Genomic DNA, 20,099 nt, shown 5'->3' with positions numbered 1-20,099 from the left:
AGGGCAGGGGGCAGCACACGGACGCACACGGCGTCACGCGTCCACCGGCCCATTCCACGAGGCCCGGACGTCAGGGCACACCGGCCGGCGGCCGGGTGCACTGTCGGCAGGTCCTCGGACTGACCGTCATGCGCGCAGAGGGGCATGGGTTCACCGTTGCGGGACAGTTCCGGATTCGCACCGGATTCCCCTGCGGCGACAGCGAGCATGAGCATACATCTTGTGCCGGGCCCGGGTGGCACCCCCAGATGTAGTGTCGCGGGGGTGTCGGAGTGTCGGCTTCACATGACGGCGGGCCGCCGTGACGTTCGGTCACGGCGGCCCGCCGTTCGGTGGTCGCGGCGTGCCGCGCCGTTCGGGTCAGTGCGACGATCCGGCGGTGGCCGGCGGAAGCTCCACCTGGACTCCCGGGTCGCCCGCGTCGGCCGTGTAGTCCTCCGGCTTGGTCTCGTCGACGCCGTCGGGGGCCTTCACCGCCTTCAGGACGAAGGTCAGGACGACCGTCACGACCACGTTCAGCACGAACGCCGTGAGGCCGATGTAGCCGATCTCGCCGATGCCGGGGATCTCCTTCGACGAGCCGCCGAAGTGCTTCTGCGTCGGGGAGGCCACGCCGTAGGCGGCGAGGGTGCCGTAGACCATGCCGACCGCCCAGCCCGCGAGCAGCGCCCAGCGGTGGAACCAGCGGGTGAACAGGCCGCCGACCAGGGCCGGGAAGGTCTGCAGGATCCAGATGCCGCCCAGCAGCTGGAAGTTGATGGCGACCGTCTTGTCCATGGTGAGGACGAAGACCAGCGCGCCCACCTTCACCAGCAGCGAGACCAGCTTGGAGACCTTGGTCTCCTGCGCGGGGGTGGCGTCCGGCTTGAGGAAGTCCTTGTAGATGTTGCGGGTGAACAGGTTCGCGGCCGCGATGGACATGATGGCCGCGGGCACCAGCGCGCCGATGCCGATGGCCGCGAAGGCCACACCGGCGAACCAGTCCGGGAACATCGTCTCGAACAGCTGCGGGATCGCCAGCTGCCCGTTCTGCACCTTGATGCCGGCCGCGATCGCCATGAAGCCGAGCAGCGCGAGCAGGCCCAGCATCAGCGAGTACAGCGGCAGGATCGTGGTGTTGCGGCGGATCACCTCACGGCTCTTCGAGGACAGCGTCGCCGTGATCGAGTGCGGGTACATGAACAGCGCCAGCGCGGAGCCCAGCGCGAGCGTGGCGTACGTCCACTGGCCCGCCTCCGGCGGCGTCAGCGCACCGCGCGGCGCACCCGTGGCCGGGTTGGTCTGGCTGTACGCCTCACCGGCCTTGGCGAAGATCTCGTCGAAGCCGCCCAGCTTGATCGGGATGTAGATGATCGCCACCGCGATGACGAGGTAGATCAGGGTGTCCTTCACGAACGCGATCAGCGCCGGCGCCCGCAGGCCCGAGGAGTACGTGTACGCCGCCAGCACGCCGAACGCGATCAGCAGCGGCAGGTCCTTGATGAACCAGTTGGTGTTCTCGCCGCCGCCGACGCCCATCACGTCCAGTACGGCCTGGATGCCGACCAGTTGGAGGGCGATGTACGGCATGGTCGCCAGGATGCCGGTCACGGCCACCGCGAGCGACAGCCCCTTGGAGCCGAACCGGCCGCGCACGAAGTCGGAGGTCGTGACGTAGCCGTGCTTGTGGGAGACCGACCACAGGCGGGGCAGGAAGGTGAAGATCAGCGGGTACACCAGGATCGTGTACGGCACGGCGAAGAAGCCGGCCGCGCCGGCCGCGTAGATCGCCGCGGGTACCGCGACGAACGTGTAGGCCGTGTACAGGTCGCCGCCGAGCAGGAACCAGGTGATCCAGGTGCCGAACGAGCGGCCGCCCAGGCCCCATTCGTCCAGGCTGTGCTCGTTCTCGGCCTTGCGCCAGCGCGCGGCCAGGAAGCCCATGACCGTGACGAGCAGGAAGAAGAAGATGAAGACGGCGAGTGCGACGCCGTTCACGCCGTCCTTCACCGCGACGCACCGCCCTTCGCGGCCGAGCGGGAGCGCTGGTCACGCTGCCACAGCTTGTAGGCGATCATCGTCAGTGCGGTGGAGATCAGCACCCACGCCATCTGGTACCAGTAGAAGAACGGGATCCCGATGAGAGCCGGGTCGGTCTTCGCGTACGAGCCGACCCAGAGCATGGCCACGAAGGGCGCGACAAGACAGAGGCCGATGACGACGCGCACGGGCGTCACCACCGGACCTCTGCTGGATTCTGGGGCTTGCGACATCAGGCGGCTCCGTCCCCTCAGTGATCACCTGTGCAATGCGCAGGCAATCTAGGTCAGGGTGCGGCGCAAGCGGAACCCCTCGTCCGCAATGCGGTACCCAAAAGCAATCGGGGGTTCGGCGGCCGTCGCGTCAGTCCTGGGGCCGCTTGAGACGGGCCACGAACTTGTACCGGTCACCCCGGTACACCGAGCGCACCCACTCCACCGGCTGGCCGTCCCGGTCCAGCGAGTGCCGGGACAGCATCAGCATCGGCAGGCCCACGTCCGTGCCGAGCAGTCCGGCCTCGCGCGGGGTCGCCAGCGACGTCTCGATGGTCTCCTCGGCCTCCGCGAGGTGGACGTCGTAGACCTCGGCGAGCGCGGTGTAGAGGGAGGTGTACTTGGCCAGCGACCGGCGCAGCGCGGGGAAGCGCTTGGCGCTCAGGTGGGTGGTCTCGATGGCCATCGGCTCACCGTTGGCCATGCGCAGCCGCTCGATGCGCAGCACCCGCCCGCCCGGGGTGATGTCGAGCAGACCGGCCAGCCGGTCGTCGGCGGTGATGTAGCCGATGTCCAGCAGCTGCGAGGTGGGCTCCAGGCCCTGTGCGCGCATGTCCTCGGTGTACGAGGTGAGCTGCAGCGCCTGCGAGACCTTCGGCTTGGCGACGAAGGTGCCCTTGCCCTGGATGCGTTCCAGCCGGCCCTCGACCACGAGTTCCTGCAGCGCTTGGCGCACGGTGGTGCGCGAGGTGTCGAACTCCGCCGCCAGGGTGCGCTCGGGCGGCACCGGGGTACCGGGCGCCTGGGTCTCGGTCATGTCGAGCAGGTGCTTCTTCAGGCGGTAGTACTTGGGCACGCGCGCGGTACGGACGGGTGCCCCCGTCTCGTTCTCCGCACTGCTGACGTCGGTGCTCATGCTCCGCCTTCCCGGCTCGGTCCGCCGACACGATCCCACTTGTATACCGTCGGCGCCTCTTTTGGTCTAGTCCAGCCATCGCTGTGGTCTACCCGCAGTATGCCGTGTCCATCAGGGTTTTCGCTGGCTTCTTACTTAAAGGTTCCTGCATATGTAGGTCGCATAACGGCTGGTCAGGGCCATCTCGCGACCCTTGACAGGCCTGCTGGTCTGGTCCAAGCTCCCCGTACTGGTCTACACCATTGGTCCAGGTCCTGGCGCCCCACGTCTCACCGCGGGGAGCAGGGGGGTTTGTGGCATCCCTGAGGAGGGTGGCGTGAAGCGCAAGCTGATATCCGCGATCGGTATCGCGGGCATGATGGTCTCCATCGCGGCGTGCGGGGGCGAGGGTGACGGGGGCTCCGACAAGGGCGCGGACGCCAAGGAGCTGACGGTGTGGCTCACCGTCGACGCCCAGAACAACTGGCCGGAACTGGTGAAGGCCGCCGACGCCGCGGTGAAGAAGAAGCACCCCGGCGTCAAGATCAACCACGAGTACTACGGCTGGCCCGACAAGAACGCCAAGCTCGACGCCGTCCTCGCCACGGACAAGGCCCCCGACGTGGTCGAGATGGGCAACACCGAGATGCTCAGTTACATGGTCAAGGGCGCCTTCGCCCCCCTGGACGCGAGCAAGTTCGACCACTCGGACGCCTGGCTGGACGGTCTGAAGGCCTCGGTGACCTACGAGGGCGAGACCTACGGCGTCCCCTACTACGCCGGTGGCCGTGTCGCCAACTGGCGCAAGGACGTGGCCGCCTCGGCCGGCCTGAAGACGCCCCCCAAGACCTACGGGGAACTGACCGACGCCCTGGACAAGATCCAGAAGAAGCAGGGCGACAAGTTCAACGCCTGGTACCAGCCCACCCGCGACTGGTACGCGGCCATGTCCTTCGTCTACGACGCCGGCGGCGCCATCGCCACCGAGTCGGGCGGCAAGTGGAAGGCCTCCCTCTCCTCGCCCGAGTCGATCAAGGGCCTCAAGGAGTTCAAGAACGTCGTCGACACGTACATGCACGGCGACAAGACCAAGGACGAGTCCGACCGCTACATCGTCTACGGCCAGGGCAAGTCCGCCATGATCTTCGCGGCGGCCTGGGAGGGCGCGACCGCCGAGGACCCGAAGAACGACAAGACCGGCAAGCTCAAGGGCAACCTCGAGAACTTCGTGATGCCCGGCCCCTCCGGCAAGAACATGCCCGTCTTCCTGGGCGGCTCCGACCTCGCCGTCCCGGTGAAGTCCGACGCCCAGGCCCTGGCCGCCGAGTGGATCAACGCCTTCACCGGCTCCTCCGGCCAGAAGGGCCTGATGGCCAAGGGCAACCTGCCCAACAACAAGACCGACCTCGCGACGCTGAAGAACGACCCGAAGACCGCCGTGCCCGCCACCGCGGCCGAGTCCAGCTGGTTCGTCCCCATGGCCCCCGGCTGGGGCCAGGTCGAGAAGGCGCAGGTCCTGCAGACGATGCTGCAGAGCATCGGCACCGGCAAGAAGTCCGTCGAGGCCGCCGCCAAGGAGGCGGACGCCGCGATCGACAAGGTCATCAACACCAAGTGACCTGCGGGTCCGTCGTCCGGGTCGAACCACGCCACGGTGCCTCCCCGCGTCTGCGGCGCGACCCGGACGACAGACCCACGGGCGGGGCTCCCGGCAGCGGAGCCCCGCCGTTCGTCCGACCTGAGGGACCGCCGAGGAGCGCGCGATGAGTGCCGCAGACACCCACATTCCCGCCAAGGTGCCGCCACCGCGGCAGGTGCCCATGCCGCCACCCCAGGCGCGTCGTCCACGTGGACGGCGCACCTCGGGCGGGGCCGCCGCTCCCTGGCTGCTGCTCGCGCCCTGTCTGGTCATCCTGGCCCTGGTCATGGGCTATCCGCTGGCCCGCCTGGTCACCCTGTCCTTCCAGAAGTTCGGCCAGTCGCAACTGTGGGGCTTCCAGCCCGCCGAGTCCGTCGGCCTCGACAACTTCGCCAAGGTGCTGGGCGACGGCGAGTTCTGGGCCGTCGTCGTGCGCACGATCGTCTTCGCGGCCGGCGCCGTCGTCTTCACCATGGTCATCGGCATGGCGCTCGCCCTGCTGCTGCAGCGGATCTCCGGCTGGCTGAAGGTGCTCATCAACATCGTGCTGGTGGCCAGTTGGGGCATGCCGGTCATCGTGGCGACCACCGTCTTCAAATGGCTCTTCGACTCCGACTACGGCGTCTTCAACGCGCTGCTCAGCAAGCTGCCGGGCGTCGACATGATCGGCCACAACTGGTTCGCCAGCGGGCCCGAGGGCCTCGCCGTGATCATGCTGCTGGTCATCTGGGGCGCCGTGCCCTTCGTGGTCATCACCCTCAGCGCCGGCCTCACCCAGGTCCCCAAGGAGCTGGAGGAGGCCGCCCGCCTGGACGGCGCCAGCTCCTGGGGTGTCTTCCGCTTCGTCACCCTGCCCGTCCTGAAGCCGATCATCGTGATGCTCACGACCCTGTCGGTCATCTGGGACATGGGCGTCTTCCCCCAGGTGTTCGTCATGCGCAACGGCCACCCCGAGCCGGAGTTCCAGGTCCTCAACACCTACTCCTACGACCGGGCCTTCGTCGTCAACGACTACGCCCAGGGCTCGGCCATCGCGCTGATCACCGTCCTGCTGCTGCTCGGCGTCGTCGCCGTCTACATGCGGCAGATGCTGAAGATCGGAGAGGTCGAATGAGCACGCTCGCCGGAACCCGCCGCCGCAGGAACCCGCGGCTCGGCTGGAACCTCCTCGGCCTGCTGGTCTTCCTCGTCGCGGGCTTCCCCCTCTACTGGATGCTCAACACGGCGTTCAAGCCGGCCAAGGACGCCATCGACCCCGACCCGAGCCTGCTGCCGACCGGCCTGACCTTCGACAACTTCGGCCGCGCCCTGGACATCGCCGACTTCTGGGGCCCGGTGGGCCGCAGCCTCGTGGTGTCCCTGGCGGTCGTCGTGATCGGCATGGCCGTCGGGCTGCTGGCCGCCCTCGCCATCTCCCGCTTCGCCTTCCGCGGCCGGAAGATCGTGATCGTCGGCATCCTCGCGGTCCAGATGGTCCCGCTGGTCGCCATGATCATCCCGGTGTTCCTGCTCCTGAACGACCTGGGCCAGTACGACAAGCTCACCGGCATCATCATCACCTACCTGACCTTCGTCCTGCCCTTCACGGTCTGGACGCTGCGCGGCTTCATCGTCAACATCCCCAAGGAGCTGGAGGAGGCCGCCATGGTCGACGGCTGCTCCCGCACCAGCGCCTTCCTGCGGGTCGTCTTCCCGCTGCTGGCCCCCGGGATGGTCGCCACCTCGGTCTACGGCTTCATCCAGGCCTGGAACGAGTACCTCTACGCCCTGATGCTCCTCAGCCAGAAGAACCAGACCGCGACCGTCTGGCTCGGCAACTTCACCACCAAGCACGGCACCGAATACGCGCCGATGATGGCCGGAGCCACGATGATGGCCGTGCCGATCGTCGCCCTCTTCCTCCTCGTCCAGCGCAAGATGGCCGCGGGCCTGACCGCGGGCGCCGTGAAGGGATGACCTCACCCGATGACGACACTCGCCAGCGGCACCGACACGCTCACCCGCGACGCCCTGACCGTGCTCCAGCCCGGCTTCACCGGTACCACCGCCCCCGACTGGCTGCTGCGCCGGCTCGGTGAAGGGCTCGCCTCCGTCGGGCTCTTCGGCCGCAACATCGCCTCACCCGGCCAACTCGCCGCCCTCACTGCCCAGCTGCGGGCCGAGCGCGACGACGTCCTCGTCGCCATCGACGAGGAGGGCGGTGACGTGACCCGGCTGGAGGTGCGCAACGGCTCCTCCTTCCCCGGCAACCACGCCCTCGGCGCGGTCGACGACGTGGAGCTGACCCGGCAGGTCGCCCACGAACTGGGCCGCCGCCTCGCCGCCTGCGGCGTCAACCTCAACTGGGCACCCTCCGCCGACGTCAACTCCGACCCCCGCAACCCCGTCATCGGCGTCCGCTCCTTCGGCGCCGACACGGCCCTGGCCGCCCGGCACACCGCCGCCTACGTCACCGGCCTCCAGTCCGCCGGCGTCGCCGCCTGCACCAAGCACTTCCCGGGCCACGGCGACACCGCCGTCGACTCCCACCACGCCCTGCCCCGCATCGACGTCTCCGCCGAGGTCCTGGCCGAACGCGAACTGGCCCCCTTCCGGGCCGCCATCGCCGCCGGCAGCCGCGCCGTCATGAGCGCCCACATCCTCGTCCCCGCCCTGGACCCCGAACGTCCGGCCACCCTCTCCCACCGCATCCTCACCGGCCTGCTCCGCGGCGAACTCGGCTACGACGGCCTGATCGTCACCGACGGCATGGAGATGCGGGCCATCGCCGGCACCTACGGCATCGAACGCGGCAGCGTCCTCGCCATCACCGCGGGCGCCGACGCGATCTGCGTCGGCGGCGGACTGGCCGACGACGCCACCGTGCTGCGGCTGCGCGACGCCCTGGTCTCGGCCGTGCGCACCGGCGAACTCCCCGAGGAACGCCTGGCCGACGCGGCCGAACGCGTCCGCGCCCTGGCCCAATGGACCGGCACGGCCGACCGCTCACCCGACAGCGCCCACGGCACCGAGGTCGGCCTGCACGCCGCCCGCCGCGCCCTGACGGTGACCGCCGCGCCCGGTCTCGGCGACCCCGCGACCTTCGAACCGCTCACCGAACCCCCCTACGTCGCCGCCTTCACCCCCGTCGCCAACATCGCCGTCGGCGACGAGACGCCGTGGGGCGTCGCCGCCGAACTGATCCACCTCCTGCCCGGCACCGTCACCGGCAGCTTCACCGCCGAGGACGCCGACGGGGGAGAGGCCGGGCATCACGCGGGCCGGGCCGCCGTCCAGGCCGCCGGGACGCGCCGCATCGTCGCCGTCGTGCGCGACGAGCACCGCCATCCCTGGATGGCCGGCGCCCTCGACGTCCTGCTGTCGGCCCGCCCCGACACCGTCGTCGTCGAGATGGGCGTCCCGCAGGCCGCCCCGCGCGGCGCCCTGCACATCGCCACCCACGGCGCGGCCCGCGTCTGCGGCCGGGCGGCGGCCGAGGTGATCGCCGGGGCCACGAGCCACTAGGCCCGCTCCGGGGGAGTGGCGGCGCCGGGCCGAATGGTTGCAGGGCTGCTGACTGATGTAGTACTTCTTATACATGAGCGAGCAGGTGCACAACAGGTTGGCCGTGGTGCGCGCCGAACGGAAGGTGTCGCGCCAGAGCCTGGCCGAGGCAGTGGGAGCCCACTACCAGACCATCGGCTACATCGAGCGGGGCCAGTACAACCCGAGCCTCGACCTGGCGCTGAAGATCTCCGCGTTCTTCGGTCTCCCGGTCGAGGCCCTGTTCTCCCTCGAACCGTTCCGGCCGCTCACGGACGAGGTCTACGGGAGGAAGCAGCCATGACGGAACCGGCGATCACGACGACACGCCTGACCCGCTACGACCGGACGATGCTGCGGCTGATGAACGACCGCCGCGGAGCGGCCTGGTACGCCACCGCGGCGCGCCGCCGCCTGGCCGTCGCCGCGCACATCACCCTGACCGCGGCCATCGGCGGGCTGCTGACCGTCTTCTTCCTCGTCGAGGGCGAGCCCCTGTGGACGGTGGCCGTGACGGCGGTGTTGTTCCTCCCCTGGATGGTCGCCACCGGCGTGATCAACGCCGCCACCCGGGGCCTGCTGGAACTGCGCGAACGCGCTCTCGACGAGCGCCAGTCCGCCGAGCGCACTCGGGTCCTGGCCCTGGCCCACCGGGCGACGACCCTGCTCCTGCTCGCCGGTGCGGCAGCCCTCCTGATCAGCGGCGGCCTCGACGGCGACGCCCCCAAGGCCTACGCCGCGCCCCTGCTCATCACCGTTCTCGTCGTGCACTGGCTGATGCCCCTGTGGGTGGCCGGCTGGCGCGCGCAGGACGAGCCGGGCGACGACGAGGTGGCGCACGCCTGAGTTATGTGGCGGTGGGTGGGCGGCAGTGGCAGCCGAGGCGGGGCGTTTGCCAGTGGGAGCCGCGCCGAGTTCTGAGGAACGGTGACCGCGCCATGTCCTGAGGAACGGTGACCGCGCCGAGTTCTGAGGAATGGCTCCTCGGAGGCGCCCCGGGGCCGCCCTGAGGTGCCCGGCGTCAAGTCGAGACGCCCGTCGCCGCCCCGGGGTGGCGGCCGCACCGGCCGCTCCGGGTGGCCCCCCGGGCCCCACTCGGCCTCCGGGCCCACTCGGCCTCCGGAGGCTATCCGGCTGAGAGATCCGCCGTCGGTCAGCCGGCATGGCCGACCCTTGCCCTGCCAGCGGTCAGGCCCGGCGCCTCAGATGCCCTGCCACTCCGGCTTGTTGGCGTACGTATGGCGGAAGTAGTCCGCCAGCTTCAGCTTCGACGCCGCGGCCTCGTCGACGACCACCGTCGCGTGCGGGTGGAGCTGCAGCGCGGACGCGGGGCACACGGCCGCCACCGGCCCCTCCACCGTCGCCGCCACCGCGTCGGCCTTGCCCTCACCCGTCGCCAGCAGGACCAGGTGCCTGGCCTCCAGGATCGTGCCGATGCCCTGCGTGATCACGTGGTGCGGGACCTGGTCGATGTCCCCGTCGAAGAAGCGCGCGTTGTCGATCCGGGTCTGCTCGGTCAGTGTCTTGATGCGCGTCCGGGAGGCCAGCGAGGAGCACGGCTCGTTGAACCCTATGTGCCCGTCGGTCCCGATCCCCAGCAACTGGAGGTCCACACCCCCGGCCTCGGAGAGCGCCCTGTCGTAGGCCTCGCACGCCCCCTGCACGTCCTCTGCCGTACCGTCCGGACCCGTGAACTGCTCCATGCCGATCCCCAGCGGCTCCAGCACCTCGCGTCGCAGCACCGACCGGTAGGACTCCGGGTGGTCGGCGGGCAGCCCCACGTACTCGTCGAGCTGGGCGATGCGCGCCCGGGTCACGTCCACGGCACCGGAGCGCACCTTGCCGGCCAGCGCCTCGTACACGGGCAACGGCGTCGAGCCGGTGGCCACGCCCAGCAGGGCGTCGGGCTTGCGCCGGAGCAGCTGCGCCATGGCCTCGGCGATGAGCTCGCCGCCCGCCCTGGCGTCCGGGACGATGACAACTTCCACGCTGGGCCTGCCGATCTGAGAGGGATGCTCGACTGGGAGGGGACCCCGGGGGAGGGTCGTGTGGTTTAGACCAATCTAACAGAGCGAGAGCCTCCCTCCCAGGGTGGCGGACGCCCCTGCGCGGTGAGGCGGCCGCCGGGTGCAGGGCAGGTGGCCGGCCGGGGAACGGCTCCGGCGGTGGAGTGGGCGGCGCCCCCGCCGGCCGTGGCGCGTCCACCGGCCGAGGTGCGTCCACCAGCCGTCATGCACCCTCCTCCCCAGCTACGTCAGTGACCCCCCTGTCACATCCACCCAGCTCCCCGTCACCCAGCGCCCGGCGTCCGAGACCAGGAACGCCACCACGTCCGCCACCTCGGCCGGCTCGCCCACGCCGCTCAGCGCCGATATCGCCTCGGCCTGCCGCCGGCCGCCGGGGCTGCTCAGCAGCGGGGCCGTGTTGTCGGTGTCGATGATCCCCGGCGCCACCGAGTTCACCGTGATGCCCCGGGGGCCCAGCACCTTGGACAGGTCACGGGAGAGGATGTCCAGCGCGCCCTTGGTCATGGCGTACGCCATGTTGTCCGGCATCACGGCCGTCCGTGCCAGCCCCGACGAGATGTTGACGACGCGGCCGCCGTCCCGCAGCCGGGGCATGCCGTGCTTGAGGATGAAGAACGGCGCTTTCACGTTCACCGCGAACACCGCGTCGAACTCCCGCTCCGCCAACTGCTCGATGGGGCGGGTGCCACCGATCCCCGCGTTGTTCACCAGGATGTCCAGGCCGTCCGCATGCCGGTCGAACTCCTCCCACAGCGCCTCGGCGTCCCCCGGGACCCCCAGCTCCACGCCCAGTGCGAACGCCGAGCCGCCCTCCTTCTCGATCGCCGCGACCGTCTCCTTGGCCGCCGCTTCGCTCCTGCCGTAGTGCACCGCCACGCGCGCCCCGTCGCGCGCCAACCGCTCGGCGATGCCGCGACCGATCCCCCTGCTCGCCCCCGTGACGAGTGCCGTCCTGCCCGTGAGCACACCCATGACGCTCCCCCTCCATAATTCCCTAGCGATCGATACAGAAATGACCGTACAACAGCCCGCTGACATTTCTCTAGTGCCCGCTATAAAATGCACGCCATGGTGAACGACCAGACCTCGCCACAGGGGTCGACTGAGTCGAAGAAGCCGGTGGCGCCGGTGACGGGTGCCGCCGCCGGCGGACGCAAGAAGGGCAAGCCGCGCGGGCGCCCCCGCTCCTTCGACCGCGAAACCGCGCTGGAGAAGGCTCTCCTGGCCTTCTGGGAGCACGGCTACGAAGCCACCTCCGTCTCCGACCTCACCCGCGTCATGGACATCGGCGCGCCGAGCCTCTACGCGGCCTTCGGCGACAAGCGCTCCCTCTTCGACGAGGTCGTCCAGGTCTACGGCGTGCGCTACGGCTCCTTCGCCGACCGGGCACTCGCCGAGGAGCCGACCGCTCGCGCCGCCGCCGGGCGCACGCTGCGCGAGGCCGCCACCGCGTACACGGAACCGGGCCATCCGCACGGCTGTCTCGTGGTCCACGCCGCCGCCAACTGCTCCACCCCCGAGGTCGAGCAGTCGCTGCGCGAGCGCCGCAACGCCAACATCGCCGCTTTCGAGCGCCGCATCAGCGCCGATGTCGCCGCCGGTGTGCTGCCCGCGGACACCGACGCCGCCGCCCTGGCCCGCCACACCGGCGCCATGATCCAGGGCATGTCACAACAGGCGCGGGACGGGGCGAGCCGGGAGGAACTGGAAGCCGTCGCGGAAATTGCCATGACCGTCTGGCCCCGCACAGGAACCCACACGGGTTAGGCTGCCTGCTGGGCGCCGGTGCGCCCGGCATGTCGGAGAAAAAGACAGCAACGAACAGCCTCGCACGCATGGACACCCGCGAGTGGTCTAGTCCACAATGCGTGACGAGAACGCGTGTCACAGCGCGCAGCCAGCTTCCGTCTTCCCCGCACAGGAAGGCGGATCGAGGATCCGAGGCTCTCTGCCCTGACTGCCCCGGCTCCTCATCCTTCGGCCGACCGGGACCGCACACCCCACGGCCGATACTGCTCCGGGCTGCGGTGCCGGGAGGGTTGAGGGTCCCTCCCAGGCGCCGCGGCCCGCGGGTGTTTCAGTGCCGTACAAACCCCCGGGTACGCTCGCACACGTGCCCTCCATGAACGAACTCGTACGCCAGCACACCGCACTCGACGACACCGATCTCGAGTGGCTCCATCTGCTGGTCTCGGAGTGGCAGCTGCTCTCCGACCTCTCCTTCGCCGACCTGGTCCTGTGGGTCCCCACCAGCGACGGCACCCGGTACGTGTCGGTCGCCCAGATGCGGCCCAACACCGGACCGACCTCCTACCAGGACGACATGGTCGGCCACCTCGTCCCGCGCGGCCGCCGCCCCATGCTGGACGCCGCCCTCGACGAGGGCCGCATCGTGCGGGAAGGCGACCCGGAGTGGCGCGAGGAGGTCCCCGTCCGGGTCGAGTCGATCCCCGTGCGGCGGGAGGGCCGCGTCCTCGGGGTCATCGCCCGCAACACCAACCTGCTGACCGTGCGCACCCCGAGCCGCCTCGAACTGACCTACCTGCAGAGCGCCTCCGACCTCGCGCAGATGATCGCGGCGGGTTCCTTCCCGTTCGCGAACCAGCAGCTCGACATGGACGCCTCGCCCCGCGTGGGCGACGGCCTGATCCGTCTCGACGCCGACGGCCTCGTCCAGTACGCCTCCCCGAACGCGCTGTCCGCCTACCACCGGCTCGGCCTCGCCTCCGACCTCGTCGGCCAGCACCTCGGCCGCACGACCGCCGAACTCGCCCCGACCCGGGGCCCGGTGGACGAGGCTCTGGCCAAGGTCGCCAGCGGCTGGGCGCCGCGCGAGTTCGAGATCGAGGCCAGCGACGGGGTCATCCAGTTCCGCGCGATCCCCCTCAAGCCCAAGGGCACCCGCATCGGTTCCCTCGTCCTCCTGCGCGACGTCACCGAACTGCGCCGGCGCGAACGCGAGCTGATCACCAAGGACGCGACCATCCGGGAGATCCACCACCGGGTCAAGAACAACCTCCAGACCGTCGCCGCCCTGCTGCGCCTCCAGGCCCGGCGCATCGAGTCCGACGGTGGGCGGGAAGCCCTGGAGGAGGCGGTGCGGCGCGTCGGGTCGATCGCGATCGTGCACGAGACGCTGTCCCAGAACCTGGACGAGCGCGTGGAGTTCGACGACATCGCCGACCGGGTCCTCGCCATGGTGGCGGAGATCTCGCCCGGCAAGGTCACCGGCCGGCGCACCGGCCGCTTCGGCATCCTCGACGCCGAGGTCGCCACGCCGCTGTCCATGGTCCTGACCGAGGTGTTGCAGAACGCGCTGGAGCACGGTTTCCGCGAGGGCGACACCGGCACGGTCGAGGTGTCGGCGGTCCGCGGCGGCACCACCAAGGAAGCCCGTCTGCTGGTCACGGTCCAGGACGACGGGGTCGGGCTCCCGGAGGGCTTCGATCCGCACACGGCCGGCAATCTGGGCCTGCAGATCGTGCGCACGCTGGTGGAGGGCGAACTGGGCGGCACCTTCGACATGGTCCCGGCCCCGCAGCACGGGACCCGGGTGATCCTGGACATCCCGGTGCGCGGCGAGAAGTAGGGGCGGCGGTCACCTTTCGGCGAAGCGCGCCGCCGCCGCCCGGAGGAGCCAGCCGCCAATTCCCGGAAGGGTTACCGCAGTTGCGTTGGTTCCATAAGGAAGAAGGGCGCCGCGACTTACGGAACGGCCCGGAAAAGCATTGAGCCCCGGGCCGTCAACTGGCCCGGGGCTAAAGCTCGTTGTCGCTTGACTAAGCGCATCGGGGGAACTGCGCGCTGCGGCTCGGGGGCGGGAGATGCGTACGCGGTGTACGCGCCGCCAAGCTCAGGCTGTCAGCAGGGGTGGGTTGTCAGGCAGAAGCCTGACGAGCCCGGTTGCGAGCGGCGCGGCGCTTCATCGCGCGGCGCTCGTCCTCGCTGAGACCACCCCAGACGCCGGAGTCCTGGCCGGACTCGAGCGCCCACTGCAGACACTGCTCGATCACCGGGCAGCGACGGCAGACGGCCTTGGCTTCCTCGATCTGCAGCAGCGCAGGACCGGTGTTGCCGATGGGGAAGAAGAGCTCGGGGTCTTCCTCGCGGCAAACGGCGTTGTGACGCCAGTCCATGGCTGCTACCTCTCCTTGGTATTACGTGCAGGTGTGCTTGTGAATGTGAACGCTTTCACGAATCCCCCAACAAGTGAAGGGCCGACCGCCAGGTTCCCTGACGTAGGTCCTGTGAGTTGATGAGGGGTTCTGGTGATCAGTGGAGGCCGATCCTGCGGGCCGTCCCGATCGCCACGTAGAGACTCGCAAACCTCAGCGGCGGATACAACCCCTTCCGGAAAGTTTTTTTTGATTCTTCGGTGTCGACTAGGTCACAGCCGTACTTCCATGGGGTGGATCCTGGCCTAAACGTTCGAGTGAAAGGACTTTAGCCAGTTCTGCTCACACAATCACACGCAGTGCACGGCGTACGCCTGTGAACGTCACGCTGGTTCGCAGCCCCAGGTGGTCGCCGTCCATCTGGAGGGGGAGCGGGACCTTCGAATGCAAGGTGAACTGTGTCAAGTCGTGCAGCGAAGTGGCGTGCTTCCCATGGGGGCCGCGCTCGGGGGACGAAGTGAGCAACTGGGTGCCATACCGGGCAACCGCCGCGGTGGAGAGGCGGCTGAGAGCGAAGACGTCGAGGCCGGTATCGAACGAGGCCTTAGGTGCCGCGTAGATCGGGCGATTCCCCAGAAACGTCCAGGGCGAGGTGTTCGAGGCTATGGACAGGACCAGATCGGTGATCGGTTCCTCGCCCGCCCGCTCCAGTGTGATCGTGCCGTGCCGGCGGTTCGGCTCGCCGAGGAGCTGGCGCACCACCTGGCGTACGTACAGCGCGTGCGTGGACTTGCGGCCCCGTTCGCGGTGCTGCTCCACCCGCCCCACCACGCCGGCGTCGAATCCGAGCCCGGCGTTGAAGGTGAACCAGCGAGACGGCACCGACTCGTCCTCCGTGCCGGCCGTGCCCGAGGTCAGACCGAGGCCGACCGTCCGCTCCCGGCCCTCGCGCAGCGCGTCCAGCAGGACGCCGGTGGCCTCCACCGCGTCATTGGGCAGACCCAGGGCACGGGCGAAGACGTTCGTGGAACCGCCCGGGACCACGGCCAGGCCGGGCAGGTGCCCGGGGTTCGGGCCCGCGTGCAGCAGGCCGTTGACCACCTCGTTGACCGTGCCGTCGCCGCCTAGGGCCACCACCAGGTCGATGTCGTCGCTCTGGGCCGCGTGCCGCCCGAGGTCGCGGGCGTGGCCGCGGTACTCGGTGGTGACCGCCTCCAGCTTCATCTCGCTGGCGAGCGCATGGATCAGTACGTCGCGTGTGCGCGCACTTGTGGTGGTTGCCGCCGGATTGACCACGAGAAGTGCACGCATGACTGGCAGCGTACCTACTGGGTGGTACCTGGCCCAGACCGAGGTGGGGATCAGGTAAGAGAGCGGAGGTGAACCTGGCCACGGGGGGCGCGTGCGCCGAGGGCTACCCTTCAGGGGTGAGCAGTGAGCAGACCCCCACCACCGAGGAAACCACCGGCCCCCGCCCGCGGCGGCTCACCTACGCCGCCCTGCTGGCGGCACTGGAGGGGCTCGCGCTGGTCGTCGGCGGCGTCTGGATCCTCGTCCTCGGCCTGAGCGGACACCCGGACGACCGGCAGCAGGCCGTGACCGGTGGGATCACCCTGGTCGTCCTCGCGCTGCTGCCGCTGCTCGCCGCGCGCGGACTGCTCGCCCGCCGCAGCTGGAGCCGCGGACCCGCCGTCATCACTCAGCTCCTGGCGCTGCCGGTGGCCTACAACCTGTTGCAGGCCGACAGCATGGCCATCCCGGGCGGGATCGCCCTCGCGGTCGTCGCCGTCGCGGCGCTCGTGCTGCTCGTGAACCCGGAGACCACCCGGGCCCTCGGGATCCGCGGGCCCGGAAACACCGGCGAGCAGTAGCGGTCACTCCTCGACGAGGAGCTTCTCCCGCAGCTGGGCCAGGGTGCGCGCCAGCAGCCGGGAGACGTGCATCTGCGAGATGCCGACCTCCTGCGCGATCTGCGACTGGGTCATGTTCCCGAAGAAGCGCAGCAGCAGGATCCGCTTCTCGCGCGGTGGGAGGTCCTCCAGCAGCGGCTTGAGGGACTCCCGGTACTCGACGCCCTCCAGCGCCTCGTCCTCCGCGCCGAGGGTGTCCGCGACCGCCGGCGACTCGTCGTCCGTGTCGGGGACGTCCAGGGACAGCGTGGAGTACGCGTTCGCCGACTCCAGGCCCTCCAGGACCTCCTCCTCCGAGATCGCCAGCTTCTCGGCGAGCTCGTGGACCGTGGGGGAGCGGCCGTGCAGCTGCGAGAGCTCGGCCGTCGCCGTCGTCAGCGACAGGCGCAGTTCCTGCAGCCGGCGCGGGACGCGCACCGCCCAGCCCTTGTCGCGGAAGTGCCGCTTGATCTCTCCGACGACCGTCGGGGTCGCGTACGTGGAGAACTCCACCCCGCGGTCCGGGTCGAAGCGGTCGACCGACTTGATCAGGCCGATCGTGGCGACCTGGGTGAGGTCGTCCAGCGGCTCGCCCCGGTTGCGGAAGCGGCGGGCCAGGTGCTCCACGAGCGGCAGGTGCATGCGGACCAGTTGGTTGCGCAGCTCCGCGTACTCCGGGCTGCCGCTGCTCAGGGTGCGCAGCTTCAGGAACATCTCGCGTGCCCCGCTGCGGTCCGGGGACGCGTGGTGCGCGCCCTGGGCGCGGTGCGCGTTCGGCGTCTCGTCCTCGGAGTGTCGCTCGTGCTCGCTCATCGTCCCGCCCGTCGCCCTTCCCCGAGCCCTCGCCCCCTCCGCCACCCTCGACTCCTCATGGGTGGCGGGACCCCCCTGGGCCGGGGGTGCGGTGACCTCCCCGCCCGGAGGCGCGCTCCGCACGGCACTGTCCCGCTCCGGCCTCGCACCGCCCGGGAGGACGGCCCCCGCGGCGTCGTCCTCCGGGTGCGGGCGGGCCTGCTCGGGAATGCCGTCGATACCGTCTGCCATGCGCCGGGCTCCGCTCGGACCGCCTGTGCCCGTGCCCTCGGCCGGCAGCTCTCGTGTGCTGCGCTCTTCGTCCCGCACCGGCCCGTCCCCGTTCCTCACGCCGGCCCGGGTCCCGCGCCGCGCTGTTTGTAGAGGCTGATCGAAACGGTTCTGTCCTTGTCCACGGCGGAGGAGACCTTGCCCGCGAGGGCGGACAGGACGGTCCAGGCGAAGGTGTCCCGTGAAGGGGCGTGCCCGTCCGTGGTCGGCGCCGAGACGGTGACCTCGAGTGAGTCGTCGACGAGGCGGAAGACGCAACTGAGCACCGAGCCGGGCACGGCCTGCTGCAGCAGGATCGCGCAGGCCTCGTCCACCGCGATGCGCAGGTCCTCGATCTCGTCGAGGGTGAAGTCCAAACGGGCCGCGAGACCGGCCGTGGCCGTACGCAGCACCGACAGGTAGGCCCCCGCGGCCGGCAGCCGGACTTCGACGAAGTCCTGGGTCGCGGGCTCGCCTGCGATCTGGGACACCCTCACCTCCATGGTGGTACAAGCGTTATAGGGCCCGAGGGTCGCCCCCCGGGGGTAACGCGCTACGTGGTTCAGCGGTGACGCTATCGCGCTCTCAACGGTCCTGTCCCCGGGACCCCAACCCCTTGCCGTCACTCACAGTAAACCTGTGGATACGCTCCGTGTCTAGGGGTTGGGCGGGCCCAAATGGGAAGAGCGCGCGCCGGGTTGACGTACCCAGACGTCAGACGGTCGAACCGTCCTGCTGCGGGGTCCTGCGGCGTCACACCAGGACATGATCGACGAAGCACCACCGCCAGGCCTCCCCGGGCTCGTGGGTCCGCATCACGGGATGGCCGGACTCCTTGTGGTGTCGCGCCGCGTGCCGCCCCGGCGAGGAGTCGCAGCAGCCGACGTGACCACAGCTGAGGCACAGCCTCAGCTGCACCGGATCCGTGCCCTCGGCCAGGCACTCCGGACAGGTCTCGGTGAGCGGACCCGGTTCGGGGTGCGGCAGCGCGTCGGCGTGCGTGCACTGTTTCATGATTGCCAGGTTACGACGGTCGGGCCGAAGACCGCGTGGAAAAAGAGGGCGGGCGAGAACGATGGACGTGATGCCACTGCTGCTCCTGGTGGCGGGCAGTGCCGCGATCGCCGCGGCCGCGCGGCGCACACCGGTGCCGGCGCCGCTGCTGCTGGTGGCGGCCGGACTGGCGGTGAGCTACGTCCCGGGGGTGCCGGACTACACGCTCGACCCCCATGTCGTGCTGCCGCTCATCCTGCCCCCGCTGCTGCACACGGCCGCCAGTGACAGCTCCTACCTCGACCTGCGGGCACAGCTGCGGCCGGTGGCGATGCTGTCCGTCGGCTACGTGCTGTTCGCGACGTTCGTCGTCGGCTGGGCCCTGTACGTGATCGTTCCGGACATGCCGCTGACGGCCGCCCTGGTGTTCGGCGCGGTCGTCGCGCCCCCGGACGCGGTCGCGGCGACGGCGGTGGCCCGCCGGGTGGGGCTGCCGTCCCGGATCACCACGATCCTCCAGGGCGAGTCCCTGCTGAACGACGCCACCGCCATCACCGCCTACCGGGTCGCCCTCGCGGCCGCCGTCGGCGAGGGGGCCACCTGGGCCGGGGGCATCGGCGAGTTCCTCCTCGCCGCGGTGGGCGGTGTCGTGGTCGGACTCGTGCTGATGGCGCCGATCCACTGGCTGCGCACGCACGTGAAGGAAGCGCTGTTCCAGAACACCCTGTCCCTGCTCACCCCGTTCGTCGCCTACGCCGTCGCCGAGCAGGTGCACGCCTCCGGTGTGCTGGCCGTCGTGGTCGTCGCGCTCTACCTCGGGCACCGCGCGTGGGAGGTCGACTTCGCCACGCGCCTGCAGGAGGACGCCGTCTGGAAGATGGTCGCCTTCGTCCTGGAGTCGGCGGTGTTCGCGCTGATCGGCCTCCAGCTGCCGATCGTCCTGCGGGGACTGGGGGAGTACGAGGGCTCGCAGGCCCTCTGGTACGCGGTCGCGGTCTTCCTGGTGGTGGTCGCCGCCCGGTTCGTGTGGGTGTACCCCTCGGCCTTCCTGCCACGGCTGCTGTCGGCCCGGATCCGCGAACGCGAGGAGAGACTCACGTGGAAGGCGCCCTTCGTGGTCGGCTGGGCCGGGATGCGGGGCGTGGTGTCGCTGGCCATCGCCTTCTCCATCCCGCTCACCCTGCACGGCGGCGAGGAGCCCTTCCCGCAGCGCAACCTGATCCTCTTCCTGACCTTCACCACCGTCATCGGGACTCTCGTCGTGCAGGGCCTGACCCTGCCCCCGCTGATCCGTCTGCTGAAGTTCCCCGGGCGCGACGCCCAGGCCGAGACCCTCGCCGAGGCCAACGCCCAGGCGCAGGCCTCCCGGGCGGCCGAGCGGCGCCTGGACGAACTCCTCACCGACGAGCGCAACGCCCTGCCCGGCCCGCTCGCCGAACGCCTGCGCACGGTCCTGGAACGCCGCCGCAACGCCGTCTGGGAACGCCTCGGGCAGGCGAACCCGATCACCGGGGAGTCCGTCGACGACACCTACCGGCGGCTGTCGCGGGAGATGATCAGCGCCGAGCGCGAGGTGTTCGTCAAGCTCCGCGACGGTCGCTACATCGACGACGAGATGCTGCGGACCCTGCTGCGCAGGCTGGACCTGGAGGAGGCGGCGGCCTTCCGGGAGGCGGCGTGACGGTCTGGCCCGGGGCGGTCCGGGACGGGAAGCCCGGACCTCGGA

At 70.2% G+C, this 20,099-nt stretch carries 20 protein-coding genes and 1 riboswitch; of the genes, 10 read left to right on the top strand and 10 right to left on the bottom strand.

The annotated features are described in order from the left end of the window. Positions 1 to 87: 87 nt before the first annotated feature. Positions 88 to 222, bottom strand: a riboswitch (cobalamin riboswitch). Between the two features lie 138 nt (positions 223 to 360). The 3 genes from mctP to ACH4C6_RS02205 form a co-directional block, all read right to left on the bottom strand. Further along, on the bottom strand, positions 361 to 1,989 hold the full coding sequence (gene mctP / locus ACH4C6_RS02215; protein ID WP_398106623.1) for a monocarboxylate uptake permease MctP: 1,629 nt from the start codon (positions 1,987 to 1,989) through the stop codon (positions 361 to 363). Next, positions 1,986 to 2,252 carry a DUF3311 domain-containing protein gene (locus ACH4C6_RS02210; RefSeq protein WP_398106622.1) on the bottom strand — a complete coding sequence of 89 codons (267 nt, stop codon included), beginning with the start codon at positions 2,250 to 2,252 and terminating at the stop codon, positions 1,986 to 1,988. The genes mctP and ACH4C6_RS02210 overlap by 4 nt, the downstream gene beginning before the upstream one ends. A gap of 130 nt (positions 2,253 to 2,382) precedes the next feature. Then, a complete protein-coding gene (locus tag ACH4C6_RS02205) occupies positions 2,383 to 3,147 on the bottom strand; it encodes a GntR family transcriptional regulator (protein ID WP_398106621.1) in 765 nt (254 codons plus the stop codon). Positions 3,148 to 3,463: 316 nt separating this feature from the next. On the opposite strand from ACH4C6_RS02205, the gene ACH4C6_RS02200 reads away from it, so the two are divergent. From ACH4C6_RS02200 to ACH4C6_RS02175, 6 genes are all read left to right on the top strand, one after another. Further along, the gene (locus ACH4C6_RS02200) at positions 3,464 to 4,744 is read left to right on the top strand and encodes an extracellular solute-binding protein (RefSeq protein ID WP_398106620.1); all 1,281 of its coding nucleotides are present in this window, start codon (positions 3,464 to 3,466) and stop codon (positions 4,742 to 4,744) included. 145 nt (positions 4,745 to 4,889) lie between these two features. After that, entirely contained in the window at positions 4,890 to 5,879 is a 990-nt protein-coding gene (locus ACH4C6_RS02195) for a carbohydrate ABC transporter permease (protein WP_398106619.1), read from the top strand. After that, positions 5,876 to 6,721, top strand: a complete 846-nt coding sequence (locus tag ACH4C6_RS02190; RefSeq protein WP_398106618.1) for a carbohydrate ABC transporter permease — start codon at positions 5,876 to 5,878, stop codon at positions 6,719 to 6,721. The genes ACH4C6_RS02195 and ACH4C6_RS02190 overlap by 4 nt, the downstream gene beginning before the upstream one ends. 9 nt (positions 6,722 to 6,730) lie before the next feature. Next, positions 6,731 to 8,269, top strand: coding sequence for a glycoside hydrolase family 3 protein (locus ACH4C6_RS02185; protein ID WP_398106617.1), 1,539 nt, complete (start codon positions 6,731 to 6,733; stop codon positions 8,267 to 8,269). A 73-nt stretch (positions 8,270 to 8,342) separates the two neighbouring features. Continuing rightward, on the top strand, positions 8,343 to 8,591 hold the full coding sequence (locus ACH4C6_RS02180; RefSeq protein WP_398106616.1) for a helix-turn-helix transcriptional regulator: 249 nt from the start codon (positions 8,343 to 8,345) through the stop codon (positions 8,589 to 8,591). After that, a complete protein-coding gene (locus tag ACH4C6_RS02175) occupies positions 8,588 to 9,133 on the top strand; it encodes a hypothetical protein (protein WP_398106615.1) in 546 nt (181 codons plus the stop codon). Before ACH4C6_RS02180 ends, ACH4C6_RS02175 begins: the two co-directional genes overlap by 4 nt. Positions 9,134 to 9,489: 356 nt before the next feature. Here ACH4C6_RS02175 and nagB read toward each other — a convergent pair whose 3' ends face one another. Together nagB and ACH4C6_RS02165 are read right to left on the bottom strand one after the other, a co-directional pair. After that, the gene (gene nagB, locus ACH4C6_RS02170) at positions 9,490 to 10,275 is read right to left on the bottom strand and encodes a glucosamine-6-phosphate deaminase (RefSeq protein WP_398106614.1); all 786 of its coding nucleotides are present in this window, start codon (positions 10,273 to 10,275) and stop codon (positions 9,490 to 9,492) included. Positions 10,276 to 10,536: 261 nt separating this feature from the next. Next, complete coding sequence (locus ACH4C6_RS02165; RefSeq protein ID WP_398106613.1) at positions 10,537 to 11,286, bottom strand: SDR family NAD(P)-dependent oxidoreductase; 750 nt, start codon at positions 11,284 to 11,286, stop codon at positions 10,537 to 10,539. An 87-nt stretch (positions 11,287 to 11,373) separates the two neighbouring features. Here ACH4C6_RS02165 and ACH4C6_RS02160 point away from each other — a divergent pair, with 87 nt between their 5' ends. Continuing rightward, a complete protein-coding gene (locus ACH4C6_RS02160) occupies positions 11,374 to 12,081 on the top strand; it encodes a TetR/AcrR family transcriptional regulator (protein WP_398106612.1) in 708 nt (235 codons plus the stop codon). Positions 12,082 to 12,436: 355 nt separating this feature from the next. After that, positions 12,437 to 13,903: a sensor histidine kinase gene (locus ACH4C6_RS02155; RefSeq protein ID WP_398107112.1), complete on the top strand. Its 1,467-nt coding sequence runs from the start codon at positions 12,437 to 12,439 to the stop codon at positions 13,901 to 13,903. A gap of 289 nt (positions 13,904 to 14,192) precedes the next feature. Here the strand turns inward: ACH4C6_RS02155 and ACH4C6_RS02150 are convergent, their stop codons facing one another. Further along, on the bottom strand, positions 14,193 to 14,450 hold the full coding sequence (locus tag ACH4C6_RS02150; protein ID WP_003992873.1) for a WhiB family transcriptional regulator: 258 nt from the start codon (positions 14,448 to 14,450) through the stop codon (positions 14,193 to 14,195). Between the two features lie 321 nt (positions 14,451 to 14,771). Continuing rightward, positions 14,772 to 15,740 (bottom strand): diacylglycerol/lipid kinase family protein, encoded by a 969-nt coding sequence (locus ACH4C6_RS02145; protein WP_398106611.1) that lies wholly within the window; start codon positions 15,738 to 15,740, stop codon positions 14,772 to 14,774. Between the two features lie 116 nt (positions 15,741 to 15,856). On the opposite strand from ACH4C6_RS02145, the gene ACH4C6_RS02140 reads away from it, so the two are divergent. Further along, on the top strand, positions 15,857 to 16,300 hold the full coding sequence (locus tag ACH4C6_RS02140) for a hypothetical protein (RefSeq protein ID WP_398106610.1): 444 nt from the start codon (positions 15,857 to 15,859) through the stop codon (positions 16,298 to 16,300). Between the two features lie 3 nt (positions 16,301 to 16,303). On the opposite strand, the gene ACH4C6_RS02135 is transcribed toward ACH4C6_RS02140, so the two are convergent. The 3 genes from ACH4C6_RS02135 to ACH4C6_RS02125 all read right to left on the bottom strand — a co-directional run bounded on the left by ACH4C6_RS02135 (position 16,304) and on the right by ACH4C6_RS02125 (position 18,394). Then, entirely contained in the window at positions 16,304 to 17,440 is a 1,137-nt protein-coding gene (locus ACH4C6_RS02135) for a SigB/SigF/SigG family RNA polymerase sigma factor (protein WP_398107111.1), read from the bottom strand. 17 nt (positions 17,441 to 17,457) lie between these two features. Further along, positions 17,458 to 17,871, bottom strand: a complete 414-nt coding sequence (locus ACH4C6_RS02130; RefSeq protein ID WP_361198141.1) for an anti-sigma regulatory factor — start codon at positions 17,869 to 17,871, stop codon at positions 17,458 to 17,460. A gap of 262 nt (positions 17,872 to 18,133) precedes the next feature. Continuing rightward, on the bottom strand, positions 18,134 to 18,394 hold the full coding sequence (locus ACH4C6_RS02125) for a UBP-type zinc finger domain-containing protein (RefSeq protein ID WP_369193758.1): 261 nt from the start codon (positions 18,392 to 18,394) through the stop codon (positions 18,134 to 18,136). 61 nt (positions 18,395 to 18,455) lie between these two features. Here ACH4C6_RS02125 and ACH4C6_RS02120 point away from each other — a divergent pair, with 61 nt between their 5' ends. Next, positions 18,456 to 20,054: a Na+/H+ antiporter gene (locus ACH4C6_RS02120; RefSeq protein WP_398106609.1), complete on the top strand. Its 1,599-nt coding sequence runs from the start codon at positions 18,456 to 18,458 to the stop codon at positions 20,052 to 20,054. Positions 20,055 to 20,099 lie beyond the last annotated feature (45 nt).

This window comes from Streptomyces sp. NPDC017943 (assembly GCF_044328425.1).
GTDB lineage: Bacteria > Actinomycetota > Actinomycetes > Streptomycetales > Streptomycetaceae > Streptomyces > Streptomyces djakartensis_A.
This window is presented reverse-complemented; position numbering and strand designations above follow the sequence as displayed.